Annotated in this window: 13 protein-coding genes; 4 read left to right on the top strand and 9 right to left on the bottom strand. The window is 70.5% G+C overall.

Annotation, left to right across the window (positions count from 1 at the left end):
- Positions 1-161 precede the first annotated feature (161 nt).
- From ACLJO0_RS07560 to ACLJO0_RS07550, 3 genes are all read right to left on the bottom strand, one after another.
- On the bottom strand, positions 162-1421 hold the full coding sequence (locus tag ACLJO0_RS07560; RefSeq protein WP_410577181.1) for a GAF domain-containing protein: 1260 nt from the start codon (positions 1419-1421) through the stop codon (positions 162-164).
- 71 nt (positions 1422-1492) lie between these two features.
- Positions 1493-2365 (bottom strand): ATP-NAD kinase, encoded by an 873-nt coding sequence (locus ACLJO0_RS07555; RefSeq protein ID WP_410577180.1) that lies wholly within the window; start codon positions 2363-2365, stop codon positions 1493-1495.
- Positions 2316-2999, bottom strand: coding sequence for a DUF998 domain-containing protein (locus tag ACLJO0_RS07550; RefSeq protein ID WP_410577179.1), 684 nt, complete (start codon positions 2997-2999; stop codon positions 2316-2318). The genes ACLJO0_RS07555 and ACLJO0_RS07550 overlap by 50 nt, the downstream gene beginning before the upstream one ends.
- Positions 3000-3131: 132 nt before the next feature.
- Here ACLJO0_RS07550 and ACLJO0_RS07545 point away from each other — a divergent pair, with 132 nt between their 5' ends.
- Entirely contained in the window at positions 3132-4391 is a 1260-nt protein-coding gene (locus ACLJO0_RS07545; RefSeq protein WP_410577178.1) for a sensor histidine kinase, read from the top strand.
- The gene (locus ACLJO0_RS07540) at positions 4388-5050 is read left to right on the top strand and encodes a response regulator (RefSeq protein ID WP_410577177.1); all 663 of its coding nucleotides are present in this window, start codon (positions 4388-4390) and stop codon (positions 5048-5050) included. The genes ACLJO0_RS07545 and ACLJO0_RS07540 overlap by 4 nt, the downstream gene beginning before the upstream one ends.
- Here ACLJO0_RS07540 and ACLJO0_RS07535 read toward each other — a convergent pair.
- The 4 genes from ACLJO0_RS07535 to ACLJO0_RS07520 all read right to left on the bottom strand — a co-directional run bounded on the left by ACLJO0_RS07535 (position 5020) and on the right by ACLJO0_RS07520 (position 8691).
- Complete coding sequence (locus ACLJO0_RS07535; protein WP_410577176.1) at positions 5020-5721, bottom strand: hypothetical protein; 702 nt, start codon at positions 5719-5721, stop codon at positions 5020-5022. The two genes, ACLJO0_RS07540 and ACLJO0_RS07535, sit on opposite strands and share 31 nt — an antisense overlap.
- 408 nt (positions 5722-6129) lie before the next feature.
- The gene (locus ACLJO0_RS07530) at positions 6130-6333 is read right to left on the bottom strand and encodes a cold-shock protein (RefSeq protein WP_020669547.1); all 204 of its coding nucleotides are present in this window, start codon (positions 6331-6333) and stop codon (positions 6130-6132) included.
- A 256-nt stretch (positions 6334-6589) separates the two neighbouring features.
- The gene (locus ACLJO0_RS07525) at positions 6590-6760 is read right to left on the bottom strand and encodes a hypothetical protein (protein WP_199748644.1); all 171 of its coding nucleotides are present in this window, start codon (positions 6758-6760) and stop codon (positions 6590-6592) included.
- 269 nt (positions 6761-7029) lie between these two features.
- Positions 7030-8691, bottom strand: a complete 1662-nt coding sequence (locus ACLJO0_RS07520; RefSeq protein ID WP_410578193.1) for a thiamine pyrophosphate-binding protein — start codon at positions 8689-8691, stop codon at positions 7030-7032.
- A 172-nt stretch (positions 8692-8863) separates the two neighbouring features.
- Between ACLJO0_RS07520 and ACLJO0_RS07515 the strand changes: the two genes are divergently transcribed.
- Together ACLJO0_RS07515 and ACLJO0_RS07510 are read left to right on the top strand one after the other, a co-directional pair.
- The gene (locus tag ACLJO0_RS07515; protein ID WP_410577175.1) at positions 8864-10096 is read left to right on the top strand and encodes a hydroxyacid-oxoacid transhydrogenase; all 1233 of its coding nucleotides are present in this window, start codon (positions 8864-8866) and stop codon (positions 10094-10096) included.
- Positions 10090-10509 carry an acyl-CoA thioesterase gene (locus tag ACLJO0_RS07510; protein ID WP_410577174.1) on the top strand — a complete coding sequence of 140 codons (420 nt, stop codon included), beginning with the start codon at positions 10090-10092 and terminating at the stop codon, positions 10507-10509. The genes ACLJO0_RS07515 and ACLJO0_RS07510 overlap by 7 nt, the downstream gene beginning before the upstream one ends.
- Here ACLJO0_RS07510 and ACLJO0_RS07505 read toward each other — a convergent pair.
- Positions 10465-12201 (bottom strand): ABC transporter ATP-binding protein, encoded by a 1737-nt coding sequence (locus ACLJO0_RS07505; RefSeq protein ID WP_410577173.1) that lies wholly within the window; start codon positions 12199-12201, stop codon positions 10465-10467. The genes ACLJO0_RS07510 and ACLJO0_RS07505 overlap by 45 nt on opposite strands.
- Positions 12202-12370: 169 nt before the next feature.
- On the bottom strand, positions 12371-14041 hold the full coding sequence (locus ACLJO0_RS07500; protein ID WP_410577172.1) for an ABC transporter ATP-binding protein: 1671 nt from the start codon (positions 14039-14041) through the stop codon (positions 12371-12373).
- Positions 14042-14165: the final 124 nt, after the last annotated feature.

Raw genomic sequence — 14165 nt, 5'->3', positions numbered from 1 at the left:
GTGATCTCAGAGACCTTTTTTCCAGTCCGTAGCGCACGATTGCGCACACCGGTCTTGGCGAACGCGTGATCCGACCAGGATCAGCCGATAGGCGAGGAATCCCAGCAGGCACGCAGCGGGGTGGACCGTGACCATCGCCGGGTTGATCCTGGGGTGGGGGTTCAGGCGCGGACGGCGGGCGCGACGGAATACGGGAGGACCTCGCCATCTGCGGGCCGCTCGACGAGCACCTCGACGTCGTCCGCGAAACGGTACGGCCTGCCCAGCAGGATCCCGCCGAAATGCCGCCGCATCCGGGACATCTCGGCGCGGACGGTGACGGTGCGGCCCGCGTCGCCGAACAGGTCGCGCGACAGTTCCGACGCCGACCTCCCCTCGCGATGACGCGCGAGGACGTACAGCATCTCCGCGTGCCGCGGACTCAGCCGATGCGACCATGTGCCGGCCTCGCCCGAGACGCGCAGCGTGCTCTCGCGTGCCGACCTCAGATCGAGCACGACCCGCGTCGGCGGCACGTCCTCCTCCTCGGTGAGCCGGACGAGCCACCCGCCCGGCAGCGGCTCCAGCAGGCAGTTCCCGTAGGTGGGCAGCCAGGTCCGGCCCGCGGTCGCGTCGTTCGGCAGCGCGATCCGGCCGACCGGGACGAGGCCCGCCGAAGCCGCGATCCAGCCGTGCGGGTCGGCGATCACCGCCCTGCCCTTCACCTTGGCGAGCAAGGGTGACGCCAGCCCGCGCAGCCGTTCGAGCTCCGACAGATGGGTGGTGCGCAGCTGCGCTTCGGCGAGTTTCGCGACCGTGTCGACCAGTGCGAGGGTGGTCGGATGCACGGTGGAGGCCGGGCCGGAAAGGTCGACGACGCCGAGCAGCCTGCCGTCCCTCGGATCGTGCAGCGGCGCGGCGGCGCAGGTCCAGTCGTGCTGGCTACGGACGTAGTGCTCGGCCGAGTAGACCTGCACCGGATGCCGGACCACCAGCGCGGTTCCCATGGCGTTGGTGCCGACGGCGTTCTCACGCCAGTCGACGCCGTCGACGAGGCCGAGCCCGTCGGCACGACGGCGGACCGCCGTGCTGCCGTCACGCCAGAGGACGCGGCCGTCCGCGTCGACGACGACCATGATGTGCGCGGCCTGTTCGGCGAGGCTGATCAGGCCGCCGCGCAGGGCGGGCAGGACGGCGGCGAGACCGCTCTCGCGACGGCGGGCTTCCAGCTGTTCCATGGTGAGCGCGGGAACCGGCGCGCCGCGGTCCGGGTCCAGGCCGAGCCGGCGCATCCGCTGCCAGGACGCGCCGATGACCGCGCGCGGATGGCTCGGGAGCGCGCGACCGGAGAGGGCGGCCTCGTGCACTTCGGCGAGGGCGCGCGCGTGACGGCGCGGATCCGCGCCGACCGGCAAAGCCGCCTCCAGCCGCACCTGGCCCACTCCTTTGGTCCGTTTCGACCAGTGTGCCCGGCGGCCCCGGCGTGCGGAAGGCTTCTGTGATCTGGGCCGGCTTACCCGCTGAAGGGGGCGTCCACCAGGTGGGTCGCGGGAAAGGACCCGGTCGGCTTCCGGCCGAGGAGCAGGCCGGTCCTGGTGGCCTCGGCCATCACGGCGCGGACGTCGACGCACCATGGGCCGTCGGGCTTCAGCTCGACGAAAGCGCTCTCTCCCGGCTTCAGCACGAAATGCGGTTGGCCGTCGAGCGCAATGGAGCCGCCGGCGGCGGCGAGGTCGACGCGGACCCCGGCGTACAGCACGCTCCAGCCCCGGACGCCCACCGCGCGGACCTCGCCGGGCGCGATCGGCGCCTGCACGACGTACGGCGTCTCGTCGACCGGCCCGAGCGAGACCGCGACACCGTCCACAGTGGACTTGGGACTGGGGCACAGCCGCCCGGGGATACTCGACAGCCCGACCCCGTCCGGGACGGCGAACGTGCAGTACAGCTCGGTCAGCGACGCGGGATCCCACCGGCTCTCCGAGCACACGCTGACGTCGGTCAGCGCGATCTCGCGGCGGGCCTTCGTCACCACCTCGAGCACGGTCGCGCGGTTCGTGACCAGGTCCGCGTCCACCTGATGGGTGGCCAGCAGGCCGGCGGCGAGCCCGGCGACGGTGGACTCGTCGGTGCTCCCGGCGGGCAGCATGAGCAGCGGCACGTCGCCGCAGGCGGCCGCGGCGGCCCGCATCATGCCCTCGTTGCCGAGGCAGATGACCACGCTCGCGCCCGCGTCCACCATCCGGCGGACGGTACCGATGATCTTCCCCGCCTCGGTCCACACCATCACGCGGCCGACCCCGGCCACTCTCAGTGCCGAACGCAGGCTCTGGATATCACGCTCCGAAGCGGGGTTCGCCACGATCCCCGCAACCGCTTCGCCCACATGTCCTCCGCTGCCGCGCCAAGTCCCTACAAGGAAACGACGTCGAGGCCGCGAAAGAAAGAGTTGCACGAGGTTGCATCACAAAGCCACCTCCGCGGAGGAAGGCGACCAGCAGCGCGAGTTCGAGGATCAGCAGGATCCGTTCGGTCAGTCCGCTCACCGCACGGGCGTCGACCAGGAACGTCGCAACGAAGACCACCAGGGCGGCCAACGTGGCGTAGGACAGCCGCCGGGCCGCGCCGAGGACCAGCCCTGCCAGCGGCAACGCGGCGAAAGAGGCGAGCGCGACATACCGGTGGATCGCGCCGTGCCAGGTCAGCGGCTGGTCCATCGGCTCCTGCGGGAACACCGCGAGCACGCACAGCCCGACGCCGAACAAGGCGACGAGCCTGGCCGCCCACACCGCCCCGGACAGCCGGACGCCGCCCGCGACGGTCAGCGCGCCGAAACCGGTGGCCAGCATGGCGACCCCGACGAGCCGCGCGCCCTGTCCGACGTGGACGTACTCGCTGAAGGTGGTGGCGAGCGGATCGACCGCGCCGGCGTTGACGATCTCCACGTAGACCGCGATGACCAGGCCCGCGGCCAGCCAAGCGAACGCGGACAGCCGGATCAGCCCTCTGATGTCGTTCATGAACCGAGCCTGACCGCGAGCCACCGTCCGGCACATCCCGCCCGGGCGAGCAGTCCGCGTCACCCCGTGGGGGACTCCCGGTGTCCCCCACGAGGGGATGTGCCCGGTCCGCGGCGTCGTTAGCGTCGAACCATGGACACGTACGGCGGCTCCCTGGGCTGGGCGCTCCTCACCGGACGCGACGCCGATCTCGAACCGCCTTCGGCCTGGTGGCGCGTCCCGGTCTGGATCAAGGCCGTCCTCGCCGGATCCGCGCTCGCGGTGCTGATGGGCCTGACCTACGGCACTTGGGCGCGTTACCTCGGCGGCGGCAGTGTGCCGCTGATCTTCTTCCTGCTGATCCTGCAGATCGTGCCGCCGCTACTGGTCGTCAAGTTCCCGCTGACCGCCGTCCGGGTTGCGGCTGCCGGGATGGTCAGCGCGATCATCGCGGTCCTCTTCCCCGCCGACTACGCGCTGTTCGGCCGGACAGCGTCGGAGTGGCCGTTGCAGATCCAGGTCCTGCCGTATCTCCCGGTCCTCGCGCTGACGCTCGCCCGCACGAAACCCGGGCAGGGCCGGGGGATTTCGATCATCGGCGTGACGCTGGCCGTCGGGGTCGGCATCGCGCAGCTACCGCGCGCGGGCACGAAGACCCTGGTGTGGTCGCTGATCGTGGTGACCGCGACCATCGTGGCCGGATACGGGATGCAGCAACGCCGCCGGGCGCTGGAGCAGGCCGACGCGGCCGAGCGCACGACGGTCGAGGAGCGGGCGAAACGGGCGACGTTGCAGGAACGCGCGTTGATCGCCAGGGAACTGCACGACATCATCGGCCATCACCTCTCGCTGATCGCGCTGCGGACCGACAGCGCGCGCTACCGCGTCCCGGACGTGTCCGAGGCCGCGGAGGAGGAGTTCCGTGCCATCGGGGTCGCGGCCAGGGAAGCGCTCGACGAGGCCCGGCGGCTGGTCGGCGTGCTGCGTGACACGGAGGCCGAGCCCGAGCACGAACCGCAGCCGGGGCTCGCGGAGGTGCCGTCGCTGATCGACGGCTGCCGGGCGTCCGGGATCGAGATCCGCGCGGAGATCTCCGCCCGCGACGACGTACCCGCCCTGGTCGAACTGGCCGCGTACCGGATCCTGCAGGAGGCGCTGAGCAACGCGGCCCGGCACAGCCCGGGGGCGAAAGTGGACGTCGAGGTGCGGCGAGAACCCGACGGACTCAAGATCCTCGTCGAAAACGGGCCGCCCACACGGCCTGCTGGGCCTGCTTTGAACGACGGAACCGGCCTCGCCGGGATCGCCGAACGCGTTACCCTGATCGGCGGTTCCCACGAGGCCGGGCCGCGGGCCGACGGCGGTTTCCGCGTGGCCGTCAAGCTGGATCTCCCGGGGGTGGGCGAAGCGTGACGACCGTTTTCATCGTCGACGACCAGGCCTTGGTGCGGGAGAGCTTCGCCGGCCTGCTGAACGCGCAACCGGGTCTGGACGTGGTGGGCCAAGCAGGCGACGGGATCGCGGCGCTCGCGGGCCTCTCCGCCTTGGGCACGCCACCGGACGTCGTCCTGATGGACATCCGGATGCCGGTGATGGACGGTCTCGAAGCGACCAGGCGGCTGCTCGAAGGCGACGGCGAGAAGCCGAAGGTGCTCGTCCTGACGACGTTCCACCTGGACGACTACGTCTACGAGGCGCTGCGGGCGGGCGCGAGCGGGTTCCTGTTGAAGGACGCGCCGTCGGCCGAACTGATCAACGCCATCGAAGTGGTCGCCGCCGGTGACGCGCTGCTCTCCCCCGCCGTCACGAAGCGGCTCATCGCGAACTTCGTGGCGAGCGCACCGGTTCCGCGGCCGTCCCCGGCGAGGTTCGACGTACTCACCGAACGTGAGCGGGAAGTGCTGCGGTTGATCGCGAAAGGGCGGTCCAATCCGGAGATCGCCGCGGATCTGGTGCTCTCGGCGCAGACCATCAAGACGTATGTGGGCCGGATACTCGCGAAACTCGGATTACGGGACCGGGCACAGGCGATCGTGCTCGCCTACGAAGCGGGACTCGTCTCCCCCACCTGAGAGTCGGCCAGCACGCGGACCCCGAGCGGGACGAGCGCCAGGGCGAGGGCCACCGCGGTGACGGCGCTCAGGAGCTCGCTTTCCTTGAGCACCCCCATCCAGAGCGTGCACGGCCACAGGAACAGCAGCGCCCGCCCGGCGCCGAAGGTGCCTGCCCGGAACGCCCCGATGGCCAGCAGCAGCCCGCCGGCGTATTGGCCGACCGACGCGGTGACCGGGATCCGCCACAACCCGTAGGACAGGTCGACGTAGTCGTCCATCACCAGCTTCGTCGCCTGGTCCAGGCCGAGCTTGTCGACGAGCTCGAAGGACGTCAGCTCGACGCCGGCGAAGTAGACCCGCGCGAACAAACCGAACGCGAGCAGCAGGAATCCCCAGACCGCCAGTGCCGGTGCCTTCGCCGCGACGATCCTCGCCAGCATCAGGAAAGCCGGCAGCAGAAGGACCGCTCCGAGCAGGAAGACCGAGTACGCGGCCGTCACGAAGCCGGGGTTCGCGGCGTACGCGGCCAGCTGACCGGGCGCGGCGAAGGGCTGCTGGTCGAACCACGCGACTTGCTCCGGCGTGAAGTCCTTGAGCACCAGATGGCGCAGCAACAGGCCCGCGAACCAGACGAGCGGGGCGAGAATCAGTGCCACTCCACCGATCCATCGGCCGGTTTTACCGTTCATGGCTGGATCGTCGCTGGTACGGGCGGCGCGAGGCAGCGCACGAAGGTCAGGCGGACGCCTCGACTTTCGTCAGGGTTCGGGGACCGTGGGTGCCCGCGTGTCGTGAGTGGGCGGAGGCAGCAGTGAGGCGAAGGCTCCCTTCACCGCGTGCGATGCGACGAAGGAAGCCTTCGCCCACTGGGCCCACGGTGGCGGGTAGAGCGAGGCGTGATTCGCGTGCTCAGGAACGTGACTCGCGTGCTCAGACACGTAACTCGCGTGTTCAGAAGCGTGACTCGCGTGCTTGGAAACGTAACTCGCGTGTCTGGATACGCGAGTGCGCCGAATCGCCACTCACGACCGGGCCGCCCTGGAAAAGCAGCAGGGCCGCCTCCCCGAGGGAAGACGGCCCTGCTTGGAAAACCTGGATCAGATCACGGTGACCGAGGTGGCCTGCGGACCCTTCGCGCCCTGCCCGATCTCGAACTCCACGCGGGCGTTCTCGTCAAGGCTGCGGAAGCCATTGCCCTGGATCTCGCTGTAGTGCACGAAGACGTCGCCGCCGCCGTTGTCGGGAGTGATGAAGCCGAACCCCTTCTCGGAGTTGAACCACTTCACAGTGCCCTGAGTCATAAAATCTCCATATGCAACACAAACAAACAGGAAGCCACGTCGGCAGCCCGGGTCATGACCAGACGGTTTGCTTCCCCGGAAACACGAGGAGACACTACGCCCGCTGAGTTCTGCGAGCGTGAACCAACACGAACACAAAAAACGAGACCTGAATCAGTAAAGCACACCCTATGCAGGCGGACAAGACTCATCACCCGGGTGTGCCGACCCGCACTCTACCCTCGCGGCCCCGCTCCTCACCGCCCGGCCCTCGCGGCTATTCGCCACTCGCCGCGCGCAGCGGTGCCTCGGCGCCGAACGGTGAACGGCGCAACGCCTCCCGGTTCGTGGGCACGACGGCGATGTCGTGGGTCTCCGCGTCCGCACTGAACTGCACCGGCACCACGCCGGAAACGGACTTGTCCTGTGGCTTCGTCTCGTCAGCCATGTTTTCTCCCAGTGTCAACACAACGCTCGTAGTACGACGTTAAGTACTGCGTGCCAACAACCCCACCGGTGATCGCTTCGGTCCATATCGGACTCTCTCGGTGTTGCGGCGATTGTGCCACGGCCGACCGACAAAATCCGGTCTCCGCGACCGAAAGTCGGCCGAGTCGTCACCGCTTTCCCACCTTTTGGAGCAGGTGAAGGCTGTCCGACAAGGGTTTCTGTGTATCCCCTGAGAAAAGTACCGCCCGGTCGCCGGCGCGGCGGCGCCTACTGGCCGCCCTGCTGCGGCCTCGCGGCGCCCAGGAGGCTCGTCAGCCGGATGTCCGGGGCCACCACGTCCGGATCCGTCCTGATGTCGATGACGCACGGCCGTTGCCGGACCAGCGCGCTCGCGATGATCGGCTCCAGTTCCACCGGGTCGTCCACGGTGTATCCGGCGGCGCCGAGGCCGCGTGCCCAGGACGCGAAGTCGGTGACGGGGACGGTGACCCCGGTGAGCCGTCCGTGTTTGCGCGCCTGATGCACCGCGAGCGGGCCGTGCAGTCCGTTCTGGAACACCAGGACGGTCACCGGCACCCGGTAGCGGACGGCGGTCTCGATCTCCTGCCCGGTCATCAGCGCGCCGCCGTCGCCGACCATCGCGATCACCGTCCGGCGCGGCTCGGCGAGCTTCGCCGCGACCGCCGCGGGAACGGCGTAGCCCATGGCCGCGTTGCTCGGCCCGAGCTGGCTGCGCGGGGCGGTGAAACACCAGTAGCGGTGCATGAACTGGGCGAAGTTGCCCGCGTCGCTGGTCACGATCGCGTCTTCGGGCGCGAGTTTGCGCACCGCGCGGATGACGTCGGCGGGATGGATGCGGGTGGCGCCGCTGGTGTCGGGCGGGGTCATGAAGGTGTGCACGGCGGCGTTCGCGGCCGACGCGCGCCGCTGCCGTGGCGAGGCGACGTTGCGCAGTTCCCGCAGGAACGGCTCGACCTCGGAGTCGACGCGGAAGGTCAGGCCGCCGCGGCGGGCGGGCTCGATCCCGGTGCCGACCAGCACCAACGTCTGCGACGGCGTCGGATAGCGGAAGGACTGCGTGGTGACCTCGTCGAGCTGCGTGCCCAGCGCGAGCACGAGGTCGGCGCGTTCCAGCGCGTCGAGCTGCCGCGCTGGGATGCCGATGCCGAGGTGGCCCGCGTAGCGCGCGTGGTTCTCGGGGAAGGCGTCCTGACGGCGGAACGCGTTGTACACCGGGAGCGCGAGTTCGTCGGCGACGGCGATCAGCTCGTCGCGTGCCGCGCGGGCCCGGCCGCCGACGATCACCACCGGGTAGCGGGCCTCGTCGACCAGCTGCGCGACCGCCTCCGCGGTCCGGCCGAGCGCGCCGGTGGCCGGCGGGCGCACGGAGGCGACCGGTTTGGCCGAATCGAACGGAACACCCCAGAAGTCGGCGGGGACGGCGACGATCGTGGGACCCGGCCGCCCTTCGCGGCAGCGGTTCAGGGCCTCGACCAGCAGGCCGGGGACCTCGTCCGGGGATTCCGCGCGGCCGGTCCACTTGGCGAGGGGTTCGAGCATCGCGGTCAGGTCGGCGGTGGGCAGCTCGCTCGTCGGCCCGGGTTCCGACGGCGGGTTCTCCAGGAGGACCACCATGGGGCTCTCGTCCTGGTACGCCGTGGACACGCCGATCGCGAGGTTCGCCGCGCTCGGGCCGCGGCCGGCGAGCAGCACCGCCGGATGTTCGGTGAGCTTGCCTTCGGCCTCGGCCATGAACGCCGCGCCGGAGTCGTGCCTCGCCGAAACGAAGGTGATCGACCGCTCGCGTTGCAGCGCGTCGAGCAGATCCAGGAAGGACTCACCCACCACCGCGTACACGCGGTGGATCTGCGCCTCGGTCAGGATCCTCACGGCCGTCTGGGCGACGGACGCTCCCGGTTGGTATCTAATGAGAAGAGCTTAGGCGGGCGGTGATCGGTGCCGTCAAGCGATCTTCCGATTCCGGCAACCCCGGAGCGGGGAGAATGTCCGAAATTCGGAACGTGTTCGAGCAAGGGAGCACGAAAACGTGACCTCAGCCACCGCCGGACGTGAAACTGTTTTCACATACGGTGCACCGGCCTTGAAGTACGGCACCGGGTCGAGCGACGAGATCGGCTACGACCTCACCCAGTACGGCGCCCGCCGGGTGCTCGTCCTGACCGACGCGGGCGTCGCCGCGACGGGCTGGCCACAACGGATCGCCGAAGGCATCGAGACCTATGGCATCGAAGCCGTCGTCTTCGACGGCGTGCACGTCGAGCCGACCGACGTCAGCATGCGCAAGGCCGTCGACTTCGCCCGCGGACAGGGCGAGTGGGACGCCTTCGTCGCCGTCGGCGGCGGTTCGGCCATCGACACCGCGAAGGCGGTGAACCTGTTGACCAGCAACGACGGCGATCTGATGGACTACGTCAACGCCCCGGTCGGCGGCGGCCGCGCGCCCGCTTCGCCGCTGAAACCGCTGGTCGCGGTGCCGACCACCACCGGGACCGGCTCGGAGAGCACCACCGTCTGCGTACTGGACGTGCTGTCACTGCGGGTGAAGAGCGGCATCAGCCATCTCCGGATGCGGCCGAGCCTCGCCGTGGTCGACCCGAGGCTGACGGTCTCGCAGCCGCCCGAGGTCACCGCCGCGAGCGGGATGGACATCCTCTGTCACGCCGCGGAAAGTTACACGGCCAAGCCGTACACCGAGTTCGACCGGAAGCGCCCGGAGGACCGGGTTCCTTACTGTGGCTCGAATCCGCTGGCCGACATGTTCGCCGAGCAGTCGCTGCGGCTGCTGTCGTGGGCGCTGCCCGCGGCCGTGCGGGACGGCTCCGACATGAAGGCACGCGAGGCGATGGCGCTCGCGGCGACGTTCGCCGGCCTCGGCTTCGGCAACGCCGGGGTGCACATCCCGCACGCCAACGCGTATCCGATCGCCGGGCAGGTCCGGGAGTTCCATCCGTCCGGGTATCCGGGTGACGAAGCGATGGTGCCGCACGGGATGGCCGTCTCTCTGACGGCGCCGGCGGCGTTCCGGTTCACCTTCGACGCCGCCCCGGACCGGCACCTGCGGGTGGCGCGGCTGCTCGCGCCGGACTACGAATGGCCGGGCGATCTGCGGGACCACCTGCCCGCGGTGCTGCGGCAGATCATGCGGGAGATCGGGATCCCCAATGGGATCGGCGCCGTCGGCTACACCGAGTCCGATGTGGACTCACTGGTTTCCGGCACGGTGAAACAACAACGCCTGCTGGCGACGGCGCCGCGTGAGGCGTCCGAAGCGGATCTCGCCGTCATCCTGCGGGAGTCGGTGACGCTGTGGTGAACGACGAGTACCCGCACTGGCAGACGGTTCCGTTGCGGTGGAAGGACAACGACGTCTACGGGCATGTCAACAACGTCGTCCACTATTCGGTGATGGACACCGTGATCAATACCTGGCTGATCGAACGCGGCGGTCTCGACATCGAAACCGGCGGGATCATCGGGTTGTGCGTGGAATCGCAGTGCAAGTACCACGCTTCGGTGTCGTTCCCCGGAGACCTCGAAGTCGGCCTGCGGGTCGGGCATCTCGGCCGGTCCAGTGTCCGCTACGAGGTCGGGATGTACTCGAAGGAGACGGTGATCGCGGAGGGGCACTTCGTGCACGTCTTCGTCGATCGCGAGTCCCGGCGCCCGGTCCCCGTCGAAGGTCTACTCCGGAGCGCGCTGGAAGAACTGCGCACTGGGCTGGGGTAGCCGCGGCGCCCACGCGTGCATGAGCTGGGCGTAGCGCGTGGACCGGTCCATGAGTTCGAGATGGGTGCCCAGCGCGGTCTCCTTCCCGTCCATCACCAGGACCCGGTCCGCGCGCAACGCCGACGTCAGCCGGTGCGCGATCACCACCAGCACCCCGCCCCGCTCGGCGAACGCCCGCTCCGCGCGGGCTTCGGCGGGCGGGTCGAGGTGCGAGGTCGCCTCGTCGAGGACGACGACGCCCGCGTCACTCGCGTACACCCGCGCGAGCGCGATCAGCTGCGCCTCCCCGGCGGACAGCATTCCGTGCCCGATCTCGCCGTCGAGTCCGCCAAGGCGTGTCACCAGCGGTTCCGCGCCGACGGCGGCCACCGCCGCGGCCAGTTCGCCGTCCATCGCGGTCTGCGCGAACAGGCCGACGTTGTCCCGCACGGTCCCGGCGAAGACGTAGGCCTCCTGCGGGATCAACGCGACCATCCGGTGGCGCAGCGCCGCCGGGATCTCCCGGACCGGCGCCCCGCCGAGCAGCACGCGGCCGGACTGCGGTTCGAGCATCCCGGTCAGGAGCCCGGCCAAGGTCGACTTGCCGATCCCGCTCGGCCCCACCACCGCGAGCCGTTCCCCCGGCCGCAGGTGCAGGTCGAGGCCGCGCACCACCGGTTGCGCCGCCGCTCCCCAGCTGAAAGTCAGGTCGCGCACGTAGATCGCGGTCCCGTCGGGTTCGGCCGTGCCGTCGGGTTCCGGTTCGGCCTGCGCGGTCTCCGCGAGCCGCCGCAGCGCGACGATCAGCCGCAGCACCACGGTGCTCGCCGTCGCGGCCAGCCCGCGCAGCGCCGGCTGCATCGTCGTCGCCAGGTAGACGAGTGCGCCGAGCGCGGCGCCGGCGGTGAGCGTGCCGCCGGAGACCATGCCCGGCGCCACCAGCAACGCCAGGAGCAGCGGCACGAAACCGCCGGTCGCGATCACCACCGTCCTGGCCGCCCCGGACCGCGCCACCCGCACGGCGGCATCCGCCTGCGTGTCGACGGCGTCGTAGAGTTCCAGCGCTGCCAGGGGTTCCGCGCCGCACGCGACGACGTCGCGCATACCGGACAGCGACGCGCCCGCGACCTCGGCGGTCCGCTCGTCGGCCAGCGCGAGCGCCCGCTGACGGCGGGCCAGCGACGGGAGCAGGCAGGCGAACACTCCGACCGCGACCACCACCGGGATCGAGACGATCAGCGCGAGTGAGCCGGCGACGGTGAACAGCCCCGCCAGCGCCGCCACCGTCGTCACGATCATCCCGCGTGCCTGCACCAGAAGCCCGGCCGTGGCGTCGCGGACCACTTCGACGTGCTGGGTGATGCGGGCGACGCCGCTGGCGTCCGGCTGGTTCCGCGGCGGCGAGGGATCGTGCAGGACCCCGCGGACGACGGCGGTCACCAGCGCGTCGCGCAACGGCTCGACGACCTTGCCGAGCTGATGCCACACCAGCCGTGACCCCAGCGCGCCGATCACGGCGACCAGCCCGAAGACCGCGAGCCAACGCAGTCCGGTGCCCGGCCGACCCGCGGCAAACCCCTCGTCAACCGCGAGTTCGACCAGGCGACCGGACAAGAACGCGGGCGCGCTTTCCAGCACGGAGCACGCCAGCAGGACCAAGCCGCCCTTCCACTGCCCGGCCAGCGCCGAGCGGTAGAGCCCCCAGACGCTCATTGCGCAGCCTCGGTGACCCTTGGCGAACCCGCGACCGCCATCGCGTCGCCAGGGCGCCCATTTCGGGCCGTCGCGCGTCGTGCCGGCAGGGCGCCCCGCCGCCGCGATAGCGGGGCCTTCGGCCGGGGCGGGTTCGTGTCGTGCTCGGTCCGGTTTTCGATGCTCACCTCTACTCCGCCCCCGAGCCGGTGAAAACCGCCTGATAAGCCGGATTCCGCCACAGCTCGTCATGCGTGCCGATCGCGCGGACCCGGCCGTCTTCCAGCCACACCACCGCGTCCGCCCGCGACGCGGTGGCCGCGCGATGCGTCACCACCACCCGCGTCCGGCCGGGCAGGGTGCGTTCGATCGCTTCTTCCACCGCGGCTTCGGTGACCGTGTCGAGGCTGGCCGTGGCGTCGTCGAGGATGAGCACCCTCGGCGCGTGCGCGATCGCGCGCGCCAGCCCGATCCGCTGTGCCTCCCCGCCGGAAAGCGGCGTCTCCGAAAGCGGCGTCCGGTATCCGTCCGGCAGCCGGACGATCAGGTCGTCGACCTGGGCGGACCGGCAGGCGGCACGCACGGCGGCCTCACCCGCCCACGAGCCGTAGCCGACGGCGTCGCCGATGGTCGCGCCGAGCAGTGCCGGCCGTTCGAAGGCGAACCCGACGACCGCGCGGAGTTCTTGCGGCCGCAGCCGTTCCAGCGGGCGGCCGTCGAGCGTCGCCGTCCCCTCGTCCGGGATCAGCAGCCCGCCGAGGACGTTGACCAGCACGGACTTCCCCGAACCGGACCGGCCGACGACCACGGTGAACCGGCCGCCCCGCACGAGCAGGTCGACGTCCCGCAACGCGCCTTCGACCGTGACCCCGCGCAGTTCGAGCGTGCCCTGCCCGACGACGACACCGAGGTCGCCCGGTTCGGGGACCGGCGAGTCGAGCACCTCGTTGATCCGCCGCGCACACGAGCGCGCGCGGGAAAGTGTGGTGAGCAAAGGAATCTGGGTGATCAGGCCCATGCCGAGCGCGACGTAGCCGAGCGCCGCGAGGACCTGTCCGACGGACAGCCTGCCTTCCATCACGCCGAAACCGGCGGCGGCGAGCACCGCGAGTTCCACCGCGGGCAGCAGCAGACCGGACCGCCACACCATCTTGGCCTGGGTGCGCCACATCCCGCGGCCGGCGAGGCTCAGTTTCGGCAGCGGCCGCAGTACCCGTTCGGCCTCGCGGTCGGCGGTGCCCGACGCGGCGATCGTGCGGAGCCCTGCGACCGCGTCGACCATTCTCGCCGCCAGTTCGCCGGAAACCTCTTGATAGGTGAGGACGTCGTCGGCGGTGTTCCTCAGATGGGTGCGCGCGAGCATCAGGCCGAACGGGATGCTGCCGAGGAAGACGAGCGCGAGCCGCCAGTCCATCAGCGCGAGCAGGACGACGGCCCCACCGGAGATCAGGGTGGTCGATCCGAGCTGGACGACGACCGAGGCGACCATTCCCGCGCCGGTGCAGTCACCGGTGAGCCTGCTGATCGCGTCGCCGTCGGCGAAGGTCGATCGGGTGCCGAGCGCGAGGTGGCCGTCGGTGAGCTTGCGGCGCAGCCAGGCCGTCGCGGACGAGGTCATCCGCGCGGCGAGGATCCCGCCGATCAGGCCGACGGCGATCTCGGTGACACCGAGGACGATGAGCCAGGAGACTTCGGGAAGGCTGGGACGGCCAGCGATGACGGCGTCGACCGCCGCCGCCAGCGCACCGGGCAGGAGCAGTCCCGCCGCCGTCCCGGCGAGCGCGCTGAGGATCAGCGCGATCAGGCGGGGGCGATCGAGCAGGGTCACGGTGACCAGCAGGCGATCAACGGAACCCGCCATCTCACTCCTTCCCTCGTTCCGGCGATGAAGGGCTCACGTCCCACTTCGTGATCCGTGATCCCAACGAGATGAACCGGAAGGCAAAATGAAGGCGCGGGAGCGGCGCACTTGGCCTGTGCCGCTC

It is taken from the genome of Amycolatopsis sp. lyj-108 (assembly GCF_046549005.1).
In the GTDB taxonomy this organism is placed as follows: domain Bacteria; phylum Actinomycetota; class Actinomycetes; order Mycobacteriales; family Pseudonocardiaceae; genus Amycolatopsis.
This window is presented reverse-complemented; position numbering and strand designations above follow the sequence as displayed.